Origin of the sequence: Geodermatophilus bullaregiensis, assembly GCF_016907675.1 — a bacterium.
GTDB lineage: Bacteria > Actinomycetota > Actinomycetes > Mycobacteriales > Geodermatophilaceae > Geodermatophilus > Geodermatophilus bullaregiensis.
Genome location: NZ_JAFBCJ010000001.1, coordinates 284,870 through 305,024, shown reverse-complemented (window position 1 = coordinate 305,024; position 20,155 = coordinate 284,870). Strand labels below are relative to the sequence as shown.

Annotated in this window: 17 protein-coding genes; 10 read left to right on the top strand and 7 right to left on the bottom strand. The window is 74.5% G+C overall.

From position 1 onward, the window contains the following. Window positions 1–210: 210 nt before the first annotated feature. On the bottom strand, window positions 211–1,410 hold the full coding sequence (locus JOD57_RS01350) for a phytanoyl-CoA dioxygenase family protein (RefSeq protein WP_204690260.1): 1,200 nt from the start codon (window positions 1,408–1,410) through the stop codon (window positions 211–213). 104 nt (window positions 1,411–1,514) lie between these two features. Continuing rightward, on the bottom strand, window positions 1,515–2,351 hold the full coding sequence (locus tag JOD57_RS01345; RefSeq protein ID WP_204690254.1) for an aldo/keto reductase: 837 nt from the start codon (window positions 2,349–2,351) through the stop codon (window positions 1,515–1,517). 72 nt (window positions 2,352–2,423) lie between these two features. Between JOD57_RS01345 and JOD57_RS01340 the strand changes: the two genes are divergently transcribed. The 3 genes from JOD57_RS01340 to JOD57_RS01330 all read left to right on the top strand — a co-directional run bounded on the left by JOD57_RS01340 (window position 2,424) and on the right by JOD57_RS01330 (window position 5,613). Then, a complete protein-coding gene (locus JOD57_RS01340) occupies window positions 2,424–3,464 on the top strand; it encodes a LacI family DNA-binding transcriptional regulator (protein WP_204690252.1) in 1,041 nt (346 codons plus the stop codon). Window positions 3,465–3,571: 107 nt separating this feature from the next. Further along, window positions 3,572–4,579 (top strand): Gfo/Idh/MocA family protein, encoded by a 1,008-nt coding sequence (locus JOD57_RS01335; RefSeq protein ID WP_204690251.1) that lies wholly within the window; start codon window positions 3,572–3,574, stop codon window positions 4,577–4,579. Continuing rightward, entirely contained in the window at window positions 4,576–5,613 is a 1,038-nt protein-coding gene (locus JOD57_RS01330) for a Gfo/Idh/MocA family protein (RefSeq protein WP_204690249.1), read from the top strand. The genes JOD57_RS01335 and JOD57_RS01330 overlap by 4 nt, the downstream gene beginning before the upstream one ends. 10 nt (window positions 5,614–5,623) lie before the next feature. On the opposite strand, the gene JOD57_RS01325 is transcribed toward JOD57_RS01330, so the two are convergent. After that, on the bottom strand, window positions 5,624–6,622 hold the full coding sequence (locus JOD57_RS01325) for a sugar phosphate isomerase/epimerase family protein (protein WP_204690247.1): 999 nt from the start codon (window positions 6,620–6,622) through the stop codon (window positions 5,624–5,626). A 17-nt stretch (window positions 6,623–6,639) separates the two neighbouring features. Then, a complete protein-coding gene (locus JOD57_RS01320; protein WP_204690245.1) occupies window positions 6,640–7,827 on the bottom strand; it encodes a Gfo/Idh/MocA family protein in 1,188 nt (395 codons plus the stop codon). Window positions 7,828–7,966: 139 nt separating this feature from the next. On the opposite strand from JOD57_RS01320, the gene JOD57_RS01315 reads away from it, so the two are divergent. Together JOD57_RS01315 and JOD57_RS01310 are read left to right on the top strand one after the other, a co-directional pair. Next, window positions 7,967–9,010 (top strand): LacI family DNA-binding transcriptional regulator, encoded by a 1,044-nt coding sequence (locus tag JOD57_RS01315; protein ID WP_307824360.1) that lies wholly within the window; start codon window positions 7,967–7,969, stop codon window positions 9,008–9,010. A 125-nt stretch (window positions 9,011–9,135) separates the two neighbouring features. Next, complete coding sequence (locus JOD57_RS01310; protein ID WP_204690243.1) at window positions 9,136–11,409, top strand: cytochrome P450; 2,274 nt, start codon at window positions 9,136–9,138, stop codon at window positions 11,407–11,409. Between the two features lie 120 nt (window positions 11,410–11,529). Here the strand turns inward: JOD57_RS01310 and JOD57_RS01305 are convergent, their stop codons facing one another. After that, complete coding sequence (locus JOD57_RS01305) at window positions 11,530–12,531, bottom strand: LacI family DNA-binding transcriptional regulator (RefSeq protein WP_204690242.1); 1,002 nt, start codon at window positions 12,529–12,531, stop codon at window positions 11,530–11,532. Window positions 12,532–12,641: 110 nt separating this feature from the next. Between JOD57_RS01305 and JOD57_RS01300 the strand changes: the two genes are divergently transcribed. The 3 genes from JOD57_RS01300 (at window position 12,642) to JOD57_RS01290 (ending at window position 14,960) form a co-directional block, all read left to right on the top strand. Beyond that, a complete protein-coding gene (locus JOD57_RS01300) occupies window positions 12,642–13,652 on the top strand; it encodes a Gfo/Idh/MocA family oxidoreductase (RefSeq protein WP_204690240.1) in 1,011 nt (336 codons plus the stop codon). Next, complete coding sequence (locus JOD57_RS01295) at window positions 13,649–14,422, top strand: TIM barrel protein (RefSeq protein ID WP_307824359.1); 774 nt, start codon at window positions 13,649–13,651, stop codon at window positions 14,420–14,422. Before JOD57_RS01300 ends, JOD57_RS01295 begins: the two co-directional genes overlap by 4 nt. A gap of 112 nt (window positions 14,423–14,534) precedes the next feature. Beyond that, window positions 14,535–14,960 carry a tautomerase family protein gene (locus tag JOD57_RS01290; protein WP_307824358.1) on the top strand — a complete coding sequence of 142 codons (426 nt, stop codon included), beginning with the start codon at window positions 14,535–14,537 and terminating at the stop codon, window positions 14,958–14,960. 77 nt (window positions 14,961–15,037) lie between these two features. Here JOD57_RS01290 and JOD57_RS01285 read toward each other — a convergent pair whose 3' ends face one another. Further along, on the bottom strand, window positions 15,038–16,321 hold the full coding sequence (locus tag JOD57_RS01285) for an FUSC family protein (RefSeq protein ID WP_204690239.1): 1,284 nt from the start codon (window positions 16,319–16,321) through the stop codon (window positions 15,038–15,040). Between the two features lie 86 nt (window positions 16,322–16,407). Between JOD57_RS01285 and JOD57_RS01280 the strand changes: the two genes are divergently transcribed. Next, complete coding sequence (locus tag JOD57_RS01280; RefSeq protein WP_204690237.1) at window positions 16,408–17,211, top strand: DeoR/GlpR family DNA-binding transcription regulator; 804 nt, start codon at window positions 16,408–16,410, stop codon at window positions 17,209–17,211. A 253-nt stretch (window positions 17,212–17,464) separates the two neighbouring features. Then, on the top strand, window positions 17,465–18,931 hold the full coding sequence (locus tag JOD57_RS01275; protein ID WP_239568026.1) for a sugar porter family MFS transporter: 1,467 nt from the start codon (window positions 17,465–17,467) through the stop codon (window positions 18,929–18,931). A 219-nt stretch (window positions 18,932–19,150) separates the two neighbouring features. On the opposite strand, the gene JOD57_RS01270 is transcribed toward JOD57_RS01275, so the two are convergent. Further along, on the bottom strand, window positions 19,151–20,143 hold the full coding sequence (locus JOD57_RS01270; RefSeq protein WP_204690233.1) for a DUF3500 domain-containing protein: 993 nt from the start codon (window positions 20,141–20,143) through the stop codon (window positions 19,151–19,153). Window positions 20,144–20,155: the final 12 nt, after the last annotated feature.

The window sequence follows — 20,155 nt, the reverse complement described above, 5'->3', positions numbered from 1 at the left end:
CGTCACCGGCTCCGCCGGCCGGGTCCCCGTGGACCCGGCCGGCGGAGCCGTGTCCGGGGCTCCGGCCGCACCCCGTGCGCGTGGGTCACGGGACCCCGTCCGCGACGGCCACGGAGCCGGCGTGGTGACACGCCGCGGCCGGCCCGCGTGTCGCCGCCGCCGTGGCGTGGTCGGCCGGGAGTGCCGCCCGGGATCCCCCGGGGCGCGGTGTCAGTCGTCCGGGCCGAGCCCGCTGGCGTGCCGTCCGGCCTGGGCGGTGAGTTCGGCGTCCAGGGCGTCGGGCGTCCACTCCTCCTGCAGGGCTCGCCAGACCAGCTCGGCCTGGGTCTCCGGGGCCAGGCCGCCGATCGGCTGGTCGCGGTCGAGGTTGGTCGGGAAGGCGTAGCCCTCGGCCGAGGCGGCGAGGACGGTGCGCAGCGTGCGCTCGTCGACGCCGGCGGCCCGCTGCGCGAGCAGGACCGGGTACAGGGCGCGGCACATCGCGTCGCGGTCGACGGTCTCCATCGCCCGGCCGAAGGCGGAGGAGACCTGCAGCAGGTTGGCCATGCGCCGGACGCCGGACGACCGGTTGGTGCCGGCGCCGTGGAACAGCGCCGGGTTGAAGAAGGCGGCGTCGCCCGTGCGCAGCGGCAGCTGGACGAAGTGCTCGTCGAAGTACGCGGTGAACTCCGACCGGTGGAAGGCGACGTAGCCAGGGGCGTACTTCTGCGAGTGCGGCAGGTACATCGTCGGCCCGGTCTCCACCGGCATGTCGCAGTGGGCCACCGCCCCCTGCAGGGTCATGACGGGGGAGAGCTGGTGCACGTGGGCCGGGTAGGCCAGGGCCTGCTCCTCGGACATGAAGCCGAGGTGGTAGTCGCGGTGGGCGACCTGGGCCTGGCCGCCGGGGTTGACCACGTTGACCTGGCTGGTGAGCTGGTAGCCGCGGCCCAGCCACGCCTCCGAGACCAGCGCGGTCACGTCGTTGCCGTAGTAGGCGGCGAAGGCCTCCGGGTCCCGGACGGCGAACTTGTCCAGCGCGCCCCACACCCGGTCGTTCGCGCCCGGCTTGGCGAAGTGGTCCCCGGCCGTCACACCGGCGGCCTGCTGCTCGGCGATCAGCGCCTCGAAGACGGCCGTGGCCCGGTCGACGACGCCGGTGTCGGGGAAGGCGCCGGCGAAGACGACGATCCCCGGCCCGTCGGCGAGCGCGCGGGCCAGCTCGGTCTGCACGTCCCGGCGCCCCTCGGGGGTGGCGACGGAGTCGCGCAGCCGCGAGCCGTAGACCAGGACGTTCTCCCGCACCTCGTCGGCGTGCGGATAGGCGGCGAGGTCGGTGGTCGTCTCGACGACCGCGCGGAAGTCCTCCAGGCGGCAGTCGTCCGCGGTGAACCAGCCGGGGGTGGTCCGGGCGGTGACGGGTGCGGTCATGGCCTCGTCCTGTCTGTGCGGGGTGGAGTGCCGTCGAGCCTGCCGGGCCGGTGCGAGGCCGACAAGGCCGCCGACCCGTCAAGAACCCGTCATCCCGACGGGCCTCAGAACTCCTCCCAGACGTCGGGGTACTGGCCGTTGACGCGGGTGCCGTCGGCGAGCGTGGCGATGCCGGCCAGGTCCTCGTCGGTCAGCCCGAAGTCGAAGACGTCGAGGTTCTCGACCAGCCGGCCGCGGGACGACGCCTTCGGGAAGGTCACCAGCTGCTGCTGCACGTGCCAACGCAGGACCACCTGCGCCGGCGTCCGGCCGTGCCGTTCGCCGATCCCGGCGAGCACCGGCTGCCGCAGCAGCTGCCCGCCGTTGGCCAGCGGCGACCACGACTCGGTGACGATCCCGCGGCGGGCGTCATCAGCGCGCTGATCGAGCTGCGGGTCGCGCGGGTGGCACTCGATCTGGTTGACCGCCGGCACCGTCGAGGAGGCGGCGGCGAGCCGGTCGAGGTGCTCGGGCAGGAAGTTGGAGACGCCGATGGCGCGGGTGAGCCCCTCCGCGAGGAGCTCCTCCATCGCCAGCCACGACTCGACGTAGCGGTCGAGCCGGGGGAGCGGCCAGTGGATGAGGTAGAGGTCCACGTACTCCAGTCCGAGCCGGTCGAGGCTGGCCCGCAGTGCCTGCTTCGCCGAGTCGAACCCCTGCTCCCTGCCGCGCAGCTTGGTGGAGACGAACACCTCCTCGCGCGGGAGTCCCGAGTCGGCGACGGCCTGCCCGACACCGCGCTCGTTCTCGTAGCTGGCGGCGGTGTCGACGAACCGGTAGCCGACCTCGAGCGCCTCGCGGACGATCCGCCGCGTCTCCTCGTCGGGGAGCCGGGCGGTGCCCAGACCGAGCTGGGGGATCGCTACACCGTCGGCGAGCTGGACGTCCGGGACCGTGGTCATCCCGCCAGCCTCGTGAGCCCACGGGTACCCGGCAACCTCGGCGATCCCTCAGGGACCCCTCAGACTGGTCCCGTGCCGCACCCCTACCCGATCCGCGAGATCGCCCGCCAGGCCGGCCTGTCCGAGGCGACCGTCGACCGCGTCCTCAACCGACGCGGCGGGGTACGGCAGAGCACCGTGCACGAGGTGCACCGCGCCATCGCGGATCTGGACCGTCAGCGCTCGCAGGTGCGGCTGACCGGGCGGACGTTCTTCCTCGACCTGGTGGTCGACGCGCCCGACCGCTTCTCCTCCGCGGTGCGCGCGGCCCTGGAGTCGCAGCTGCCGCTGGTCCGGCCGGCGACGTTCCGGGCGCGGTTCCACCTCGCCGAGGCCCCTGCGGTGACCGAGCTGGCGGCCACCCTCGACGGCATCGCCCGGCGCGGGTCGCAGGGTGTCGTGCTCAAGGCCCCCGACCACCCGCTGGTCGTCGGTGCGGTCGAGCGGCTGGCCGAGGCCGGGATCCCCGTCATCACGCTCGCGACCGACCTGCCGACCAGCCGCCGGATCGCCTACGTCGGCCTGGACAACCGGGCGGCCGGTGCGACCGCGGCCTACCTGCTCGACCAGTGGCTGCCGGACGACGCCGCCGTCCTCGTCACCCGCGGCACCGGCACCTTCCGGGGCGAGGACGACCGGGAGATGGGCTTCCGGGCGACGACCCGCGCGCTGCGTCCGGGCCGGCGGCAGGTCGACCTGGTGGACGCGACCGGGGACGACGACGTGCTGCGCGGGCTCGTCCGGGACGCCCTCGCCGCCGACCCGGGCATCGCGGCGGTCTACTCGATGTACGCCGCCGGCGGCAACGCCGCGACCGTCGCGGCCTTCGCCGACGCCGGGCACACCTGCCGCGCGTTCGTCGCCCACGACCTGGACGCCGAGAACCTCGCGCTGCTGCGGGAGGGGCGGCTGTCCGCGGTGCTGCACCACGACCTCGCGCTGGACCTGCGCCGCGCCTGCCACGTGGTGATGCAGGCACACGGCGCACTGCCGGGCACACCGCGCTCCTGGCACTCGCGGGTGCAGGTCGTCACCCCGTACAACCTCCCCCCCGAGGCCCTGTCCGCGTCCTGACGGCTTTTTGAGGGTCCCCCGGCGTTGACCCCGCTGTGGTGCCGACCACAGCCTCGGTCCCGGCGCGACCCGCACCCGGCGGGCTGCACGGAGCCGAGGAGGACGTCGTGGCGCTGGACGTGGGGGTCGTCGGGGTCGGCACGATCGGCCAGGAGCACGTCCGCCGGCTGGACGGCGGGCCCGGGGGCAGCCGGGTGGTCGCGGTGGCCGACGCCGACGCCGAGCGCGCCGCGACCGTGGCCGGGCAGCTGCCCGCCGCGAAGGTCATGCCCAGCGGTGAGGAGCTGATCGCGTCGGACGCGGTGGACGCCGTCGTCGTCACCTCCTGGGGGGCGACGCACGAGCCCTACGTGCTGGCCTGCATCGCGGCGGGCAAGCCGGTGTTCTGCGAGAAGCCGCTGGCTCCCACGCAGGAGGCGTGCCGCCGGATCGTCGATGCCGAGGTCGCGGCCGGCCGGCGGCTGGTGCAGGTCGGGTTCAACCGCCGCTACGACCCCGCGCACCGGGCCCTCAAGCAGGCGGTCGGCGGCGGCGCCGTCGGCGCCCCGCTGCTCGTGCACTGCGCGCACCGCAACGCCTCGGTGCCGCCGCACTACACCCGCGACATGTCCATCGCCGACACCGCGATCCACGAGATCGACGAGCTGCGCTGGCTGTTCGGCCAGGAGATCGTCGCCGTCCAGGTCCTCACCCCGCGGAAGAGCAGTCGCGGGGGTGAGCTGCAGGACCCGCTGCTCGTGCTCTTCGAGATGGCCGACGGCGTCCTCGTCGACCTCGAGGTGTCGGTCAACGTCCACTACGGCTACGAGATCCGCTGCGAGGTGTCCGGCGAGACCGGCACCGTCGAGCTGGCCGACCCCGCCCCGGTGACCATCCGCCGCGCGGGCACCGTCGCCGGTCTCGTCCCGGCCGACTGGCGGGAGCGGTTCGCGCTCTCCTACGACGTCGAGCTGCGGGAGTGGGTCGACACGGTCGTCGCCGGGCGGCCGCCGCAGGGCCCCAGCGCCTGGGACGGCCACGTCGCGCAGGTGGTCTCCGACGCGGCGCTGCGCTCCCTGCACTCCGGCGGACGGGTGTCCGTCGAGCTCCCCGCGCAGCCCGAGCTGTACCGGTGACGACAGGCCCGGTCGAGCCCCTGCGGATCGGGGTCCTGGGCGCCGCCCGCATCGCCGAGCGGGCCATCGCCGTCCCCGCGCGGGACACCGGCAGCCGGCTGGTCGCGGTCGCCGCCCGGGACCGGGCCCGGGCCGAGGACTTCGCCCGCACGCACGGCGTCGAGCGCGTGCTGGCCTCCTACGCGGACGTCGTCACCGACCCCGAGGTGGAGGTCGTCTACAACCCGCTGCCCAACGCGCTGCACGGTCCGTGGAACCTGGCCGCCGTCGCGGCCGGCAAGCACGTGCTGTCCGAGAAGCCGTTCGCCTCGAACGCCGCGGAGGCCGCCGACGTCCGCGACGCCGCACGACGGGCAGGCGTCACGGTGGTGGAGGGGTTCCACCACCTCCACCACCCGGTCGTGCGCCGCGTGCTGGAGATGGTGGGCTCGGGCGAGCTCGGCGACGTCGTCCGCGTCGAGGCGACGATCGCCATGCCCCCGCCCGACGCGGGTGACCCGCGGTGGTCCCTCGACCTGTCCGGCGGGGCGCTCATGGACCTCGGCTGCTACGGGCTGCACGTGCTGCGCACCCTGGCGCCGTGGACCGGCGGGGAGCCGGAGCCGGTCACCGCCCGGGCCGGGGAGCGCGCGGGATCCCCGGGCGTCGACGAGTGGCTCGACGCCGAGCTGCACTTCCCGTCCGGGGCCACGGCCACGGTGCGCTGCAGCATGGTGCACCGGGACAGGGACTTCTCGCTGCGGATCGTGGGCACGCGCGGCGAGGCCACGGCGCCGGCGTTCGTCGAGCCGAACCGGGACGACCGCGTGCTGGTGCGCACCCCGGCCGGCGAGCGGACCGAGCACTGCGGTACCCGGACGTCGTACACGTACCAGCTGGAGGCGCTGATCGCGGCGCTGCGGCACGGGTCCCCGGTCCCCACCGGCCCGGACGACGCGGTCGCGACCATGACGCTGATCGACCGGTGCTACCGGCTCGCCGGGCTGCCGCCCCGGCCGCGGGCGGCGGTCGAGCCGCGCCGGGCCGGGGCCTGACCCGCCGGCGCTACAGCTTCTCGGCCGCGGCGCGCAGGTTCTCGGCGGCGAGGGTGAGGCCGTCGAGGCGGTCGTAGGCGGCGTCCTCGTGCTCGATGTTCACCGCCATGTCCGGGTCGACCTCGGCGAGGGCGCGCAGGAACTCGGTCCAGTACCCGACGTCGTGGCCGACGCCCACGGCCACGAACCGCCACGCCGGGTCCTCCGGCCACGCGGCGCACCAGGAGCCGTAGCCGGTGGGGACCTTGTCCGGCGCGTCGGCCGGCACCCGGGTGAACGAGGTGTCGAGCACGCCCCGGATGTCGACCCCCGGGGTGATCGCCGCGTCCTTCGCCGCCGCGTGGAACACCAGCGGGCCGAGGTCGCGGATGCAGGCGACGACGTCCATGCCCTGCCACATCAGGTGCGAGGGGTCCATCTCGGCACCGACGTTGGTCGCGTCGATCAGGTCGACCAGCCTGCGCAGGGTCACCGGGGAGAACACCAGGTTGTGCGGGTGCATCTCGATGGCCACCCGGACGTCGTGGGCGCGGGCCAGGGCGTCGATCTCGGTCCAGAACTCCGCCGCGATGCCCCACTGGTAGTCCAGGACGTCCAGGTAGACGCCGTCCCAGGGGTTGACGACCCAGGACGGGTACCTGGCGTCGGGGTCCGAGCCGGGCGTGCCCGACATCGTCACGACGTTGCGCACCCCGAGCAGACCGGCGAGCTCGATGGTGCGCCGGAGGTCGTCGGCGTGCTTGGGGCCGACGCCGGGCAGCGGGTTGAGCGGGTTGCCGTTGCAGTTGAGCCCGGTCAGCTCCATCCCGCGGGAGGAGAACGTCTCCAGGTAGTCCCGCCGGGCCTGCTCGGAGGAGAGCAGCAGGTCGACGTGGCAGTGCGGGGAGGGGATGAAGCCGCCGGTGTTGACCTCGACGGAGGTCAGGCCGTTGGCCTGCAGCACGTCGAGGGCCTCGGTCAGCGGGCGGTCGTGCAGGCAGGCGGTGTAGGCGCCCAGCTTGAGGGACATCGGGGATCGGCTCCCGTTCAGTGGGTGGGTACGGCGACGGCGGCGCCGTCGGACTGCGCGGACTCGACGACGGCCTGGATGACCTGCATGGTGTGCAGCCCGTCGACGAAGGTGGCGTTCGGCGGCAGCGGGTCGGGGGTGCCGACGATCTGGTCGAGGAACGCGCGGCACTGGTAGACGAACATCTCGGCGTTCCCGCCGCCCACGCCCGGGGCCTCCATCGGGTACCCGCCGGCGAAGTACGGCATCTGCGGGCCGACGATGACCTGCCGCGCGCCGCGGGTGCGGGCCTCGGGCTGGGGGTCGTCGAAGAGGTACTCCGAGGGCCGGTGCCAGTCGAAGGAGGCGCGGCCGCCCAGCCCGTACACGTCGAAGGCCAGCCCGTTCGGCATGCCGAAGGCGGTCCGGGACACCGAGAACGACGCGGACAGCCCCGACTCGAACCGGGCCGAGAACACGGCGGTGTCCTCGTTCTGCACCTCGCCCACCTCCTCGCTCACCGGCGCGGCGTCGTGGCCCACCGTGGGGCCGAGGGGCAGCGGCCGCTTGGCGATCTGGGTGGTGAGCACCGCCCCGGACACCGACACGACCGGCCCGCAGACGAACTGCCCGGCGTCGATGACGTGCGCGCCGATGTCGCCGAGGGCACCACTGCCGGGTCCACCCTCGTACCGCCAGGTGAGCGGGCCGCGGGGGTCGCAGGCGTAGTCGCACCAGTAGCGGCCGTCGAACAGGGTCAGCTCGCCCAGCTCGCGGTCCTGCACGTGGCCGCGGATCGCGGCGATGGCGGGGGAGCGGCGGTACGTGTAGCCGACCGCGGTGACGACGTCCGTGGCCCGCTCGGCGGCGACCATGGCCTGGGCGTCCTCCAGCGAGCCGGCCAGCGGCTTCTCGCACAGCACGTGCTTGCCGGCGGCGATGGCGGCCTCGGCGATCGGCCGGTGCAGGGCGTTGCCGACGACGATGCTGATCGCGTCGATCGTGCGGTCCTCGACGACCTCCTCCCAGCTGAACACCGCCTTCTCGAAGCCGTAGCGGCGGGCCGTGTCGCGGGCCAGCTGCTCGTTGGCGTCGGCGATCGCCGCGAGCCGGACGGGCGGGAGCCCCTCCCCGAAGACGGTGTCCACCGAGCGGTAGCCGGCGGCGTGGCTGCGGCCGGCCATCCCGGCCCCGATCACCGCCACGGACAGTGGTCGCTGCGACATGGCTGTTCCCCTCTCCTGGGGTGGACGGGGTCCCGGCGGTGCGCGGGCGTCGCTGCGGACGTGACCCGCTCCCCGCGGGTGGCACCGGTGGGTCCCGAGGCGCTTAAAGCGCTTTAATGGTGATGCCGCTCTCGGCTCGGTGTCAAGGCAGGAGGTGGTCGTCCTGAGTGCAGAGGAGTCGCTGCGTCGTCCGCGACTGCAGGACGTCGCGGCCGAGGCCGGCGTCTCGACGGCGTCGGTGTCGCTGGTGCTGCGCGGCGTCGCCGGACCCAGCAGCGCCACCCGCGAGCGGGTGCTCGACGCCGCCGCCCGGCTCGGGTACCGGCCCGACCGCGCCGCCAGCCTGCTGGCCCGCCGGCGCAGCAGGCTGATCGGCGTCGTGATGGACGTCCGCAGCAGCTTCCACGCCCAGCTCGTCGAGGACGTCCACGAGGCGGCCGAGGAGCACGGGTACGACCTGGTGCTCAGCACGGTGACCCGCACCCGGGACGAGGGGCGGGCGGTCGAGACGCTGCTCGACTCGCGCTGCGAGGCGCTGGTCCTCCTCGGCCCGGAGGCCCCCGCCTCCCGGTTGAGCGCGCTGGACCGGCAGCTGCCCGTGGTGGCCGTCGGCCGCCCGGTGCCGTCGGCCGGTGTGGACGTCGTCCGCGCGGCCGACGACGAGGGCGTCGGGCAGGCCGTCGACCACCTGGTCGGCCTCGGCCACCGCCGGATCGCCTACGTCGACGGCGGCCCCGGGGTCATCCCCGCCGGCCGGCACCGGGGATACCAGCGGGCGATGCGCCGGCACCGGCTCGGCGGGCACCTGCAGGTCGTCGCCGGGGACCACGGCGAGGAGTCGGGGGCGCGCGCCGCGCGGGAGCTGTTCGCGTCCGACCTGCCCCCGACGGCCGTGATCACCTACAACGACCGCTCGGCGGTGGGGGTGCTCGACACCCTGCTGCGCGGCGGGGTCGACGTCCCGGGGGCGGTCTCCGTCGTCGGCTACGACGACAGCCCGCTGTCCCGGCTGGCGCACATCGACCTGACCACGGTCAGCCAGGACTCCGGACAGCTGATGCGGCACGCGGTGGCCGCCGTGGTCGAGCGGCTCGAGGGCGGCCGCACCGCGCACCGCGAGGTCGTCGTCCCGCCGCGCCTCGTGGTGCGGGGGACGACCGGTCCGGCGCCCGCAGGGGTCTGAGGTCGGCACCGCCGCACGGTCAGGGAACCGGACTTTGTCCTGACAACCGGTTGACAGTGGCGTGAGTCACCCGCGACTCTTCGAGCGCTTCACGACACGAGTCGTCCCTGAGCACGGAGACGCACATGGCCCAGACCGCCACCGCTGCCCCCGCCACCGCCGAGGACTACGACCCGTTCCGGCCGGACTTCTACACGTCCGACCCGTTCGGCGTGTACCGCCGGCTGCGCAACGAGGCGCCCGTCGCCTACAACGAGCGGTGGGGCTGGTGGGTCCTGACCCGCTTCGAGGACGTGCGGGCGGCCGCGCTGGACGCGGACACGTTCCGCAGCTTCGAGGGGATGGACATCGACGACAGCCGCCTGGAGCAGGTCCCGCCCGGCTCCATCGGCAGCATGGACAACCCCCGGCACGACCAGGTCCGCTCGGTGGTGCAGCCGTACTTCCTGCCGCGCCGGATCGCCCAGCTCGAGGACGGCATCCGCGCCGTCGTGCGCGACCTGGTCGGCACCTGGCGGGACCGCGCCACGGGGGGCCGTGCGACGGTGGACCTGGCCCAGGAGCTGGCCTGGCCGATGCCGTTCGACGTCTTCTTCCACCTGATGGGCCTGCCCAGCCGGCACGCCGACGACCCGCTGGACCGCGCGCGGCGCGAGCAGCTGGAGCACTGGACCCACGAGCTCAAGGACCGGGTGCCCGGCACCCCGCACCTGACCCCGGTGGCGCGGGCGGCGACGGCCGGCGTCCAGCAGTTCTTCATCGACCTGCTCGAGGACCGTCGTCGGGCCGCGCGGGACGACCTGGTCACGGCGTTCGTGGAGGCCGACATCGACGGGGTGCCGTTCGTCGATGCGCAGGTCACCCCTGACTCCGAGGTCAGCGGCCTGATGATGATCCTCTTCCTCGGCGGGGTGGAGTCCACCGCCGGGCTGACCGGCACGCTGTTCAGGCTCCTCGCCGAGAACCCCGACCAGCGGGCCCTGCTGCAGGCCGATCCCTCGCTCATCCCGGCCGCCGTCGAGGAGGCCATGCGCCTCATCACGCCCCTGCAGCTCACCGCCCGGACGACGTCGCGCGAGGTCACGCTGCACGGGGTGACGATCCCGGCCGGCGGCCGCGTGGTGCTGGTGATGGGGGCCGCCAACCGGGACGAGCGCCAGTTCCCCGACCCCGACCGCTTCGACGTCACCCGGCCCCGGGGCCGGCACCTGGGCTTCGGCGAGGGCGTGCACGGGTGCCTGGGTGCACCGCTGGCCCGCCTGGAGGCGCGGATCGCCCTCGAGGAGGCCCTGCCCGTGCTGGGCGACTACGAGCCGGCCGGCCCACCGACCTTCTACCCCAGCTCGCCCAACATGTACGTCTGGAAGAACCTGCCGGTCACCTTCGGCCGGTCCACGCGACGTCCGCACGTCGAGGCCGTCTCCCACCGGACGACGACCGTCACCCTCGCCACCTCGGAGTTCGAGGCGGAGGCCCGGGTGGCCGCCAAGCAGGAGGTCGCCGACGGCGTCGTCGCCCTGACCCTGCGCGAGGCCGGTGACCGCCCGCTGCCCGCCTGGGAGCCGGGGGCGCACGTCGACCTCGTCCTCGACGGGACGCCGACCCGGCAGTACTCGCTCTGTGGTGACCCCACCGACCACTCCGAGTACCGCCTGGGCGTCCTGCGCGACCCGGACGGCCGCGGCAGCTCCCTCTTCGTCCACCACCGGCTGCAGGCCGGCGACACCGTGCGCGTGCGCGGCCCGCGCAACAACTTCCCCCTGGTCGACTCGCCCCGGTACCTGTTCATCGCCGGGGGCATCGGCATCACTCCGATCCTGGCCATGATCCGGGCCGCCGAGGCCGCGGGCGCCGACTGGCGGCTGGTCTACGGCGGCCGGCACCGGGCGTCGATGGCGTTCCTCGACGAGCTCGCGGTGTACGGCGACCGGGTGTCGGTGCGCCCGCAGGACGAGACGGGACTGCTGGACCTCGAGGCCCTGCTCGGCACCCCGCAGCCGGACACGCTGGTCTACTGCTGCGGCCCCGAGCCGCTGCTGGCGGCGGTCGAGGAGCACTGCGCCGGCTGGCCGCGCGGGGCGCTGCACGTGGAGCGGTTCGCGCCCCGTCCCCAGGGCGAGCCGGCGCGCACGGAGTCGTTCGAGGTCGAGCTGGCGCGCAGCGAGCTCACCCTGACCGTCCCGCCGGACCGGTCGATCCTGTCGGTGGTCGAGGAGGCGGGGGTCGGCGTCCTCTCCTCGTGCGCCGAGGGCACCTGTGGCACCTGCGAGACCGGCGTCCTCGGCGGCGTGCCGGACCACCGGGACTCGGTCCTCGGCCCGGACGAGAGAGAGGCGAACGACTGCATGATGATCTGCGTGTCCCGTGCCAGCACGGACCGACTGGTGCTCGACCTCTGAAGAAGGGCGACCCTTCCCCCCACGCCTCGTCGAAGGACCCCGTCCTCCCCACGCCTCGCAGGCTCGGAGCGGGACCCGGGACGGGGCCGGCGGGCCCTGGAGGGTGGCCGTTCCATCACGTCACGAGGGCGGGGCGGTGCTGCTCCGCACGACCAGACGGGGCGGGACGACGAGCTCGCGCCGGTCGACGGGGGTGCCGTCGAGCCGGGCGAGGGCGCGCCCGACGGCGAGCGTGGTCAGCTGTTCGACGTCCTGGGCGACGGACGTGAGGTCGACCGAGGAGAGCCGGGCGATCCGGCTGTCGTCGTAGCCCACGACGCTCACCTCCCCGGGCACGGTCCGGCCCGCCCGGCGGAGGACGTCGAGCACGCCCAGAGCGCAGCGGTCGTTGAACACGGTGACGGCGCTCGGCAGCGGCCCCTCGAGCAGCCTCCGTGCAGCGGCGGCACCGTCGTCCTCGGTGAGCCCGCCGGCGAGGACCCGCGCCGGGAGCCCGTGCCGCTGCAGCGCCTCCCGGTACCCCCGGCGCCGTTCCGCCGCGCCGGGAGCCCGTCCGCCGTCGACGTGGACGACGTCGCGGTGCCCGAGCGCCACCAGGTGGTCGACGGCCAGGCGCATGCCCTCGTCGTCGGCGGTGCGGACGACGTCCACCGTGGCGGACCGCACCGGGCGGGCGAGGACGACGACCGGCAGACGCGTCGCCAGGTCGGTGAGGGTGGCCGCGGGGGACTGGGGGCCGAGCAGGACCAGCGCTTCGCAGCGGTCCCGCAGCAGACTGTCGACCGCCGGCTGCTCGCCGCGTCCCGGCGTGACGGCGCTCAGCGCCAGCTCGTACCCGGCCCGCTCGGCCGCGTCGTAGAGCCCGGTCAGCAGGTCGCCGTGGAAGGCGTGCTGCACGCCGAAGACCACGCCGAGCAGCCGGCTGCGGGAGCTGCGCAGGAGACGGGCGCGGCTGTCCGGCCGGTAGCCGATCTCGTCGGCGGCTCGGCGCACCCGCTCCCGGGTCGCCGCGCTGGCCCCGGGTGCCTCGCGCATGACGATCGACACGAGGGCGGTGGAGACCCCGGCACGGGCGGCGACGTCGGCCAGGGTCGGCCTCCGCTCGGGGCCCGTCCGCGTCACCGGGCGAGCGTAGCCCGATGGCCTAGAACGTTATAGCCGGATCCCCTTGACGGGTCAGGGTCACCAGCGTCACCCTGGTCTGACTAGAACGTTCTAGACGAGGAGTCGGCATGACGAACGGGACCGTCGGAGTGGCCCTCATCGGGGCGGGGCGGATGGGCGCCTTCCACGCCGAGACGCTGGCGCGGCGGGTCCCCGGTGCGCGGTTGGCCGCGGTGGCCGACGCGGCCCCAGGAGCCGCGGAACGGCTGGCCGGCGCACTGGGTGCGGACCGGGCGCACACCGACGCGGCGCAGCTGTGGGACGACTCCGCGGTCGACGCGGTCGTGATCGCGGCGCCGGCCCGGTCGCACGCCGACCTGGTGGTCGCCGCCGCGGCCGCCGGGAAGCACGTGTTCTGCGAGAAGCCGATGGCGGTCACGCTCCCGGACGCCGACCGGGCCGTCGACGCCGCCCGCGCCGCGGGCGTCGTCCTGCAGGTCGGGTTCAACCGGCGGTTCGCGGCCGACTGGCGGGCCGCCCGTGCCCTGCTCGACGCCGGGATGCTGGGCACCCCGCGGCTGCTGCGCTCGCTGACCCGCGACCCGGGCGGCTTCGATCCCTCCCGCGTCCTGCCGGACACGATCTTCCTCGAGACGCTGATCCACGACTTCGACACCCTGCGTTTCCTCAACCCCGGCGCGGAGGCCGTGGAGGTGCACGCCGTCGCCGACGCGCTCGTCGAGCCGGCGTGGCGGGACCGCGGGCTGATGGACACCGCGGTGGTCACCGTGCGGTTCGACAACGGCGCGATGGCGGTGGCCGAGGCGTGCTTCGAGGCGGCCTACGGCTACGACGTCCGCGGCGAGGTGCTCGGCTCCGCCGGCATGGCGACGATGGGCGACGGCCGCCGCAACGGGATGGCCTTCTCCGGCCCGGCCGGTCGGCTCGTCGAGACCGTCCGCGGGGACCAGGAGCTGTTCCCCGACGCCTACACCGCCGAGCTGGCCGCCTTCGTCGAGGCGGTCCGGGAGGGGCGCCCGGCCCCGGTGACCGGCGAGGACGCCCGCGCGGCGCTGGCCATCGCGCTGGCCGCGGCGGAGTCGGTGCGCACCGGCGGCCCGGTGCGGGTCGGGAAGTGAGCTACCGCCTGGCCGCCTCGGCCGAGATGCTCTTCCTCGACCTGCCGTTCGCCGAGCGCGTGCGGCGCCTCGCCGGCCTCGGGTTCGAGGTGGAGATCTGGGACTGGACGGCGAAGGACGTCGACGAGCTCGTCGGGACCGGCGCGACGTTCTCGTCGATGACCGGCTACGTCACCGGCACGCTGGCCGACCCCGACGGCGCCGGAGAGCTGCTGCGGACCGCCGAGCGGTCCCTGGCCGTCGCCGAGCGGCTGGACTGCCCGCGGCTCAACGTGCACGGGACCGGGCTCGACGGCCGCGGACTGCCCGTCGTCCCCACCGAGACGGTGACCCCCGCGATGTGGCTCACCGCCGCCCGGACGCTGGAGCGGCTGGCGGCACTGGGGGAGCGGGCCGGGCGGGTCTTCACGCTGGAGAACCTCAACACCGCCGTCGACCACCCCGGCACGCCCTTCGCCCGCGCCGCCGACACGATCGCGCTGGTCGAGACCGTGGACAGCCCGCACCTGCGGCTCAACCTGGACCTCTACCACGCGCAGATCGGCGAGGGGAACCTCGTCGCGCTGGTGGAGCGGGCTCTGCCGCTGGTGGGCGAGATCCAGGTGGCCGACGTCCCCGGCCGGTGCGAGCCGGGCACGGGGGAGATCCACCACCCGGCGATCGCCGCCGCACTCCACCGGCTCGGCTACACCGGCGTCGTCGCCCTGGAGGGCTGGGCCTCCGGCGACCCCGAGCAGGCCCTCGAGGGGTTCCGCACCGCCTACTCCTGACCCAGCACGCCGGACAGCCCCGCGGTCGACGACCGCGGGGCCTCTCGGCGTGCGCCGGCCGGGAGTTCGCCCATGGCTCTCGACTAAGTCCTAATGTCCTGACATAGTTGGCGTGACCGAGGCCACCCTGCACCGGAGGTCCGCCATGCCGCTCGTCCGCATCGACGTCGTCGAGGCACGACGCACCCCCGAGGAGCTGCGCCTGCTGGCCGACACCGTCCAGGAGGTCATGCTCGACGTCTTCGCAGCACCCCCCGGGGACCGGTACCAGGTGGTCACCGAGCACCGTCCGGGGCAGCTGATCTGCGAGGACACCGGCCTGGGCATCGAGCGCACCGACGACCTCGTGGTCCTCCAGGTGTTCCAGCAGGGGCGCTCGGAAGAGCAGAAGCGGGCCCTCTACGCCGGCCTGGCGCGACGACTGGAGCAGGCCACCGGCCTGTCGCCCAGCGACCTGATCGTCTCCGTCGCCGCCAACACCCGCGAGGACTGGTCCTTCGGCCTGGGGCGCGCCCAGTTCCTCGAGGGCGATCTCTGAGCACCCTCGTCCGTCACCGCCGTCCCGTCCCACTGGAGGAGCACGTGTCCGCACGGGCGCCGTCGAGCGACCTGACGTCAGGCGTCCTCTCCGGCCGGGCGCCCGGGAACGGCCCCGCTGCCGTGGCGGGTCGGCGACCGGCGCGCCGCGCGCAGCCGCTGTCCCGCCGTGGTGGCGGCCCAGCGCGTCCGGGACGGGTCGCCGGCGGGTCGCTGCGCCGGCGGGTCGCCGACCGTGTCGAACTCGTCCAGCACCCGGTCGATGGTCGCCAGCAGGGTCGAGTTGACCTCCCAGAGGCCGGAGTGGCTGCGCGGATCGCCGATCAGGAGGTCCTGCACCAGGGCCCGGCCACTGCGGAGCGCCTGGAGCGCCCCGGCCATCCGGCCCTGCCCGGTCCCGGCGGCGGCCCGGGCGTCGGCGACGAGCACGCGACCGAACTCGAGGACGACGGTGCCCATCCGTTCGAGGAGACTCGCGACGGTCCGCCGGACGACGTCGGCGTAGCCGGCGTCCTCCTGGACGCCGGTCCGTTCACGGGTGGCGTCGTCGACGGCCCGGAACAGGGTGCGCAGCGACACCGAGGCGTGCTCCAGGGCGTCCAGGCCGGTCCGCGCCGTCCTGCCGACCGGCGGGACCCGCAGGGCCCTGAGGTTGAGCCGGCGGCTCTCCTCGGCGTGGGCCAACGCGCGGTCGACCCGCGGGGCGTGTCGGTTGAGGCGACGGGCGTCCTCCAGCCACCGGGTCGACTGCTCCACGGTGACGGGACCGGCGCGCAGGGCCGACGCCGCGTCGTGCAGGAGGCAGGCGATCTCGTCGGCGAACCTCTCCAGCGCCTGCGTCGCGAACCGGGTCTGCACCGCCGGTGGGAAGGCGACGTTGACCAGCACGCCGACCGCCGCACCGATGAGCGTCTCGACGACGCGCCCACCCCCGACGTCCTCGGCGCCCGACGCGCCCAGCACGAGCATGGCGCTGATCGGGACCTCCACCAGGTGCGGACCGAGCCGGAGCAGCTGACCGGCCAGGATCGACGCGGCGACCAGCGCCGCGAGGCTCCACCAGGTGAGCCCGACCACGGCGGTGAACAGCACGGCCAGGGCCACTCCCGCCACGACGCTGAGCACCCGCTGGACGCCGTTGAGGAGGGTGCTGCTGAGGGTCGCCTGCACCACGAGCAGGGCGGTGAGTGCGGCGATCAGGGGCGGCGGGGTGTGCAGCCCCACGCCCTGGGCGACGAGGAAGGCGGCGACCGTCGCCCCCGTCATGCGGGCCGCGCGGAAGGCCGCCGATCGGCCCCGCTGGCGCACGAGGAGCACCCACGCGGCGGCGTGGACGCCGATCCGCCGGCGGCGTGCAGTCACCCCGTCATCCTCGGCGATCCCCGGCGCCGCCGGTGCCCGGCTCGCCGCGCGGGGACCGCTCCGCACCCGCACCGGGAGGCTCGGCCGTGACCGCACCGCGGGGCCAGGCCGTGACCGGCCCGCGACCGGGCGGCGGAGCGGCGGGCCGGCAGGCCTGGATCCTGTCCACGCTGTGCGCCGTCGGTTTCCTGTCCGTCACCGACCTGGCCCGCCAGCTGGCGGTCTCGCAGATGACCATCCGGCGCGACCTGCACACCCTGCGGGCGACCGGCAGGGTGCGACTGGTCCACGGCGGAGCGAGCCTCGTCCCGCGGGAACTGCGGCGGACCGCCTTCCCGGACGGGGAGGACACCGAGGCCCAGCAGCGGGTCGCGCAGCACGCGGCGGAGCTGGTCGGTTCCCGGGACACCGTCGCCATCGACGCCGGCGCGACCGGCCTCGCGATCGCCCGCGCACTGCCGGCGTCCTTCACCGGCTGCGTGATCACCCACTCGATGCCCGCGTTGGCATTCCTCACGCGGGAGCGCGCGGGCCGGGTCGTCGCGCTGGGCGGTGAGTTCCTCCCGTCCCGCGCCGCCTTCGTCGGGCCGACGACGGAGGGGGCGATCGCCCAGCTCCGGACGCGGACCTTCTTCGTGTCGCCGCCCGCCGTCGACTCCCGCGGCCTGTACGCGCAGTCGCCGGCCGAGGCCAGCGTCCAGCGCCGGCTCATGGACATCGCCGACGACGTCGTCCTCGTCGGCACGCACGAGGCGTTCGAGACGTCGGCAACGGCCCTGGTCGGACCAGTGGACCGGGTGACGGCGGTGGTCTGCGACCGGCGGCCACCTGCCGGGCTCGCGGCTGCCCTGGACCGGGCGGGGGTGGCTCTCCGTGTCGTCGGTCCCTGAGCCCGGCCGCGTGGTGTCCCTCCGCCCCCGGCTCCCCATCCGTCGTCGTGGGCCCTGACCTCGGGATGTGCGGAAATGATCCGCAGATGTGCGGTGCCGAACACGACTCCACCTTGCTCCTGCCATTCAGCCCACCTAGCGTCCCGTCCCGAGAAACGGACGAGAGTCGCGGGCCAGACCGCTCCGCCCAGTCCATTCCCGCATTCCAGGCCCGGACACGGCCTGTCCCCGAGAAGAGGCGCCAATGTCGGCGATGCACTCCTCCCACGGCGGCCACTCCGGCGGGACGTCCGCCGGCGCGCGGCGTTCCCCCGCGCACAACCGCTTCCTCGTCAAACTCACGGTGATCTCCACGCTCGGAGGTCTGCTGTTCGGCTACGACACCGGTGTCATCTCCGGTGCGCTGCTGTACATGCGCGACGACCTCGCCCTGACCTCGCTGACCGAGGCGGTGGTGGTCAGCTCGCTGCTCTTCCCCGGCGCGGCGTTCGGTGCTCTCCTCGGCGGCAAGCTCGCCGACGTCCTCGGCCGGAAGGGCAGCCTCCTCGTCTGCGCGGGGCTGTTCCTCTTCGGGGCGCTGATCTGTGCGGTCGCGCCCAACGTGGCCATCATGACGGCCGGCCGGATCCTGCTCGGCTTCGGCGTCGGCGCGGCCGCGGTGACGTGCCCGCTCTACCTCGCCGAGATGGCACCCGCGGACCGGCGCGGGCGCATGGTCACCATCAACGAGCTGATGATCGTGACCGGGCAGTTCCTCGCCTTCGCCATGAACGCACTGCTGGATGCCGTCATCGAGGACGCGAACGTGTGGCGGTGGATGCTGGGCATCGCCACCATCCCCGCGGTGGCGCTGTTCGTCGGCATGTTCTTCCTGCCGGACTCGCCCCGCTGGTACGCCGTCCGCGGGCGGCTCGAGGACACCCGGCGGGTCCTCGGCCTCAGCCGGGACCCGGCAGAGGCGGCCGAGGAGTACAACGTCATCGCCGAGCACGCCCGGCGCGACGTCTCGGAGGACAAGGGTGCGGCGTTGCGCGACCTGCGCGAGTTCCCGTGGATGCGCCGGATCTTGTGGATCGGCTGCGGGCTCGCGACGGTGCAGCAGGCGACCGGCATCAACACGGTCAACTACTACGCACCGACCATCCTGGAGTCGACCGGCCTCGGCGCGAGCGCGTCGCTGATCCTGACCATCACCGTCGGCGTGGTCGCGATCATCGGCACCGTCCTCGGGATCTGGCTGATCGGCCGGCGCAACCGCAGGCCGCTGCTGCTCACCGGGTTCACCGGTGTCGCGGCCGGGCACGCCGTCCTCGCTCTGTCGTTCCTGCTCCCCGAGTCGGCGTTCCGGAGCTACCTCATCCTGGCCGCGATGCTGCTGGTCGTCTTCTTCGTGCAGACGTTCATCGGCACACTGGTGTGGTTGCTGCTCTCGGAGATCTTCCCGATGACGATCCGGGGCTTCGCCATGGGCATCGCGGTGTTCGTGCTCTGGACGGTCAACGCGGCGATCTCCTTCGCGTTCCCGCCCCTGGTCGAGGCACTGGGTGCGACCCCGACCTTCGGGCTCTTCGCGCTGATCAACGTCGGCTCGTGGTTCTTCGTCAAGAAGTTCGCGCCCGAGACCCGTGGTCGCTCGCTCGAGGAGCTCGAGGACGACTTCCGGACGCACGACGCCGCACACCTCGTCCACGAGGCCCCGGCCGGCGTCCGGGGCGGCTGAGCACCCCGGCCCCACAGGCGCCCGCCATCACCGGTCCTGCCGGGGATGGCGGGCGCCGGCACGTGCGGGGACCGTCGCCGACCGACGAGCAGGAGCAGACGGGCGTGCCTGCGTGCCCACGGGACCGGGATCGCGCCGGAGGGCCAGCGACGCGGCCGGCGTCCGGCGGACACCGGCCTGCGCGCACGACCGGGCGGACCCGCCGTCCGCGGCACCGGCTCAGCTCCGGTGGTGCTCCGCACGGTGGGCGGCGAGGGCGTCCAGGCCGAAGTCGGCCTCCCGGTCGCGCCACACCGAGTGTGCGTGGTTGCCGCCCTGCTGGGTGTTGTCCCACTCCACGAGCAGCCGGGGACCCTGCAGCCGGTAGTAGTGCGGCTGCCCGGGGTCGGTGGAACCGGCCCACGCCACGTGGAGGCCGTCGACGTCCACCGGCGGGACGACGCCGTCCGGCACACGGTCCACGTAGGCGGACACCAGCGCCTCGAGCAGCCTGTGCTGCTCCTCGCCCAGCTCACCCGAGGGGAGTCCCAGCGGCTGCGCCGTCAGCGACAGGCGCCCGTCGTCGCGCCGGGGGCCGCCGGCGGCGGGGAGCCGCGGGCGGTTGCCGCTGAGGATGTCCGACGGCGCCCGGTCGAGCAGGACCGCCCGGGCCCGCAGGGTGGGAGACAGTGACCGCACCAGGTCGCGAGCCAGGTCCTCGGTCGCGCCGAGCAGCCGCAGGGTCCCGGCGCCGAGCAACGGTGCCGCGGCCGGGTTGGCCCCGATGAAGCAGGGCGTGACCGCCCGGACCCGGCCGTCGACCACGAGGTTGTTCAGGGAGACGTGGTGGCCGCCGAACCGCCACCCCCACGGGGTGCCGCTCCCCGGCTCGCCGAAGACCCGCAGGTAGTACAGCCCGGGGTCGCGGTAGCGCTCCCGGTCCCCGCCGCGCGGGAAGCCCTCGGCGCGGTCGAGCACGTTCTCCAGGCCCATGACGCCGCAGACGGTGACGTAGCCGGCGACGGAGAGGCCGGTGGCCAGCAGGGCCATGGCCAGCGACTGCTGCACCGGCCGCTGGGCGCCCAGGGGCAGGCCGCCGTGGTCGGTGGGGACGTAGTGCCAGCGCAGCCGCTCGCCCTCCGCCTCGGCGCCGCCCGCCGGCCCGGGCCGCTGCGCCAGGCCGTGCTGTGCGGGGTCGAGCGAGGCCAGCCACGCCGTCGCCGCCGTCGCCATCCGCCCGGCGAC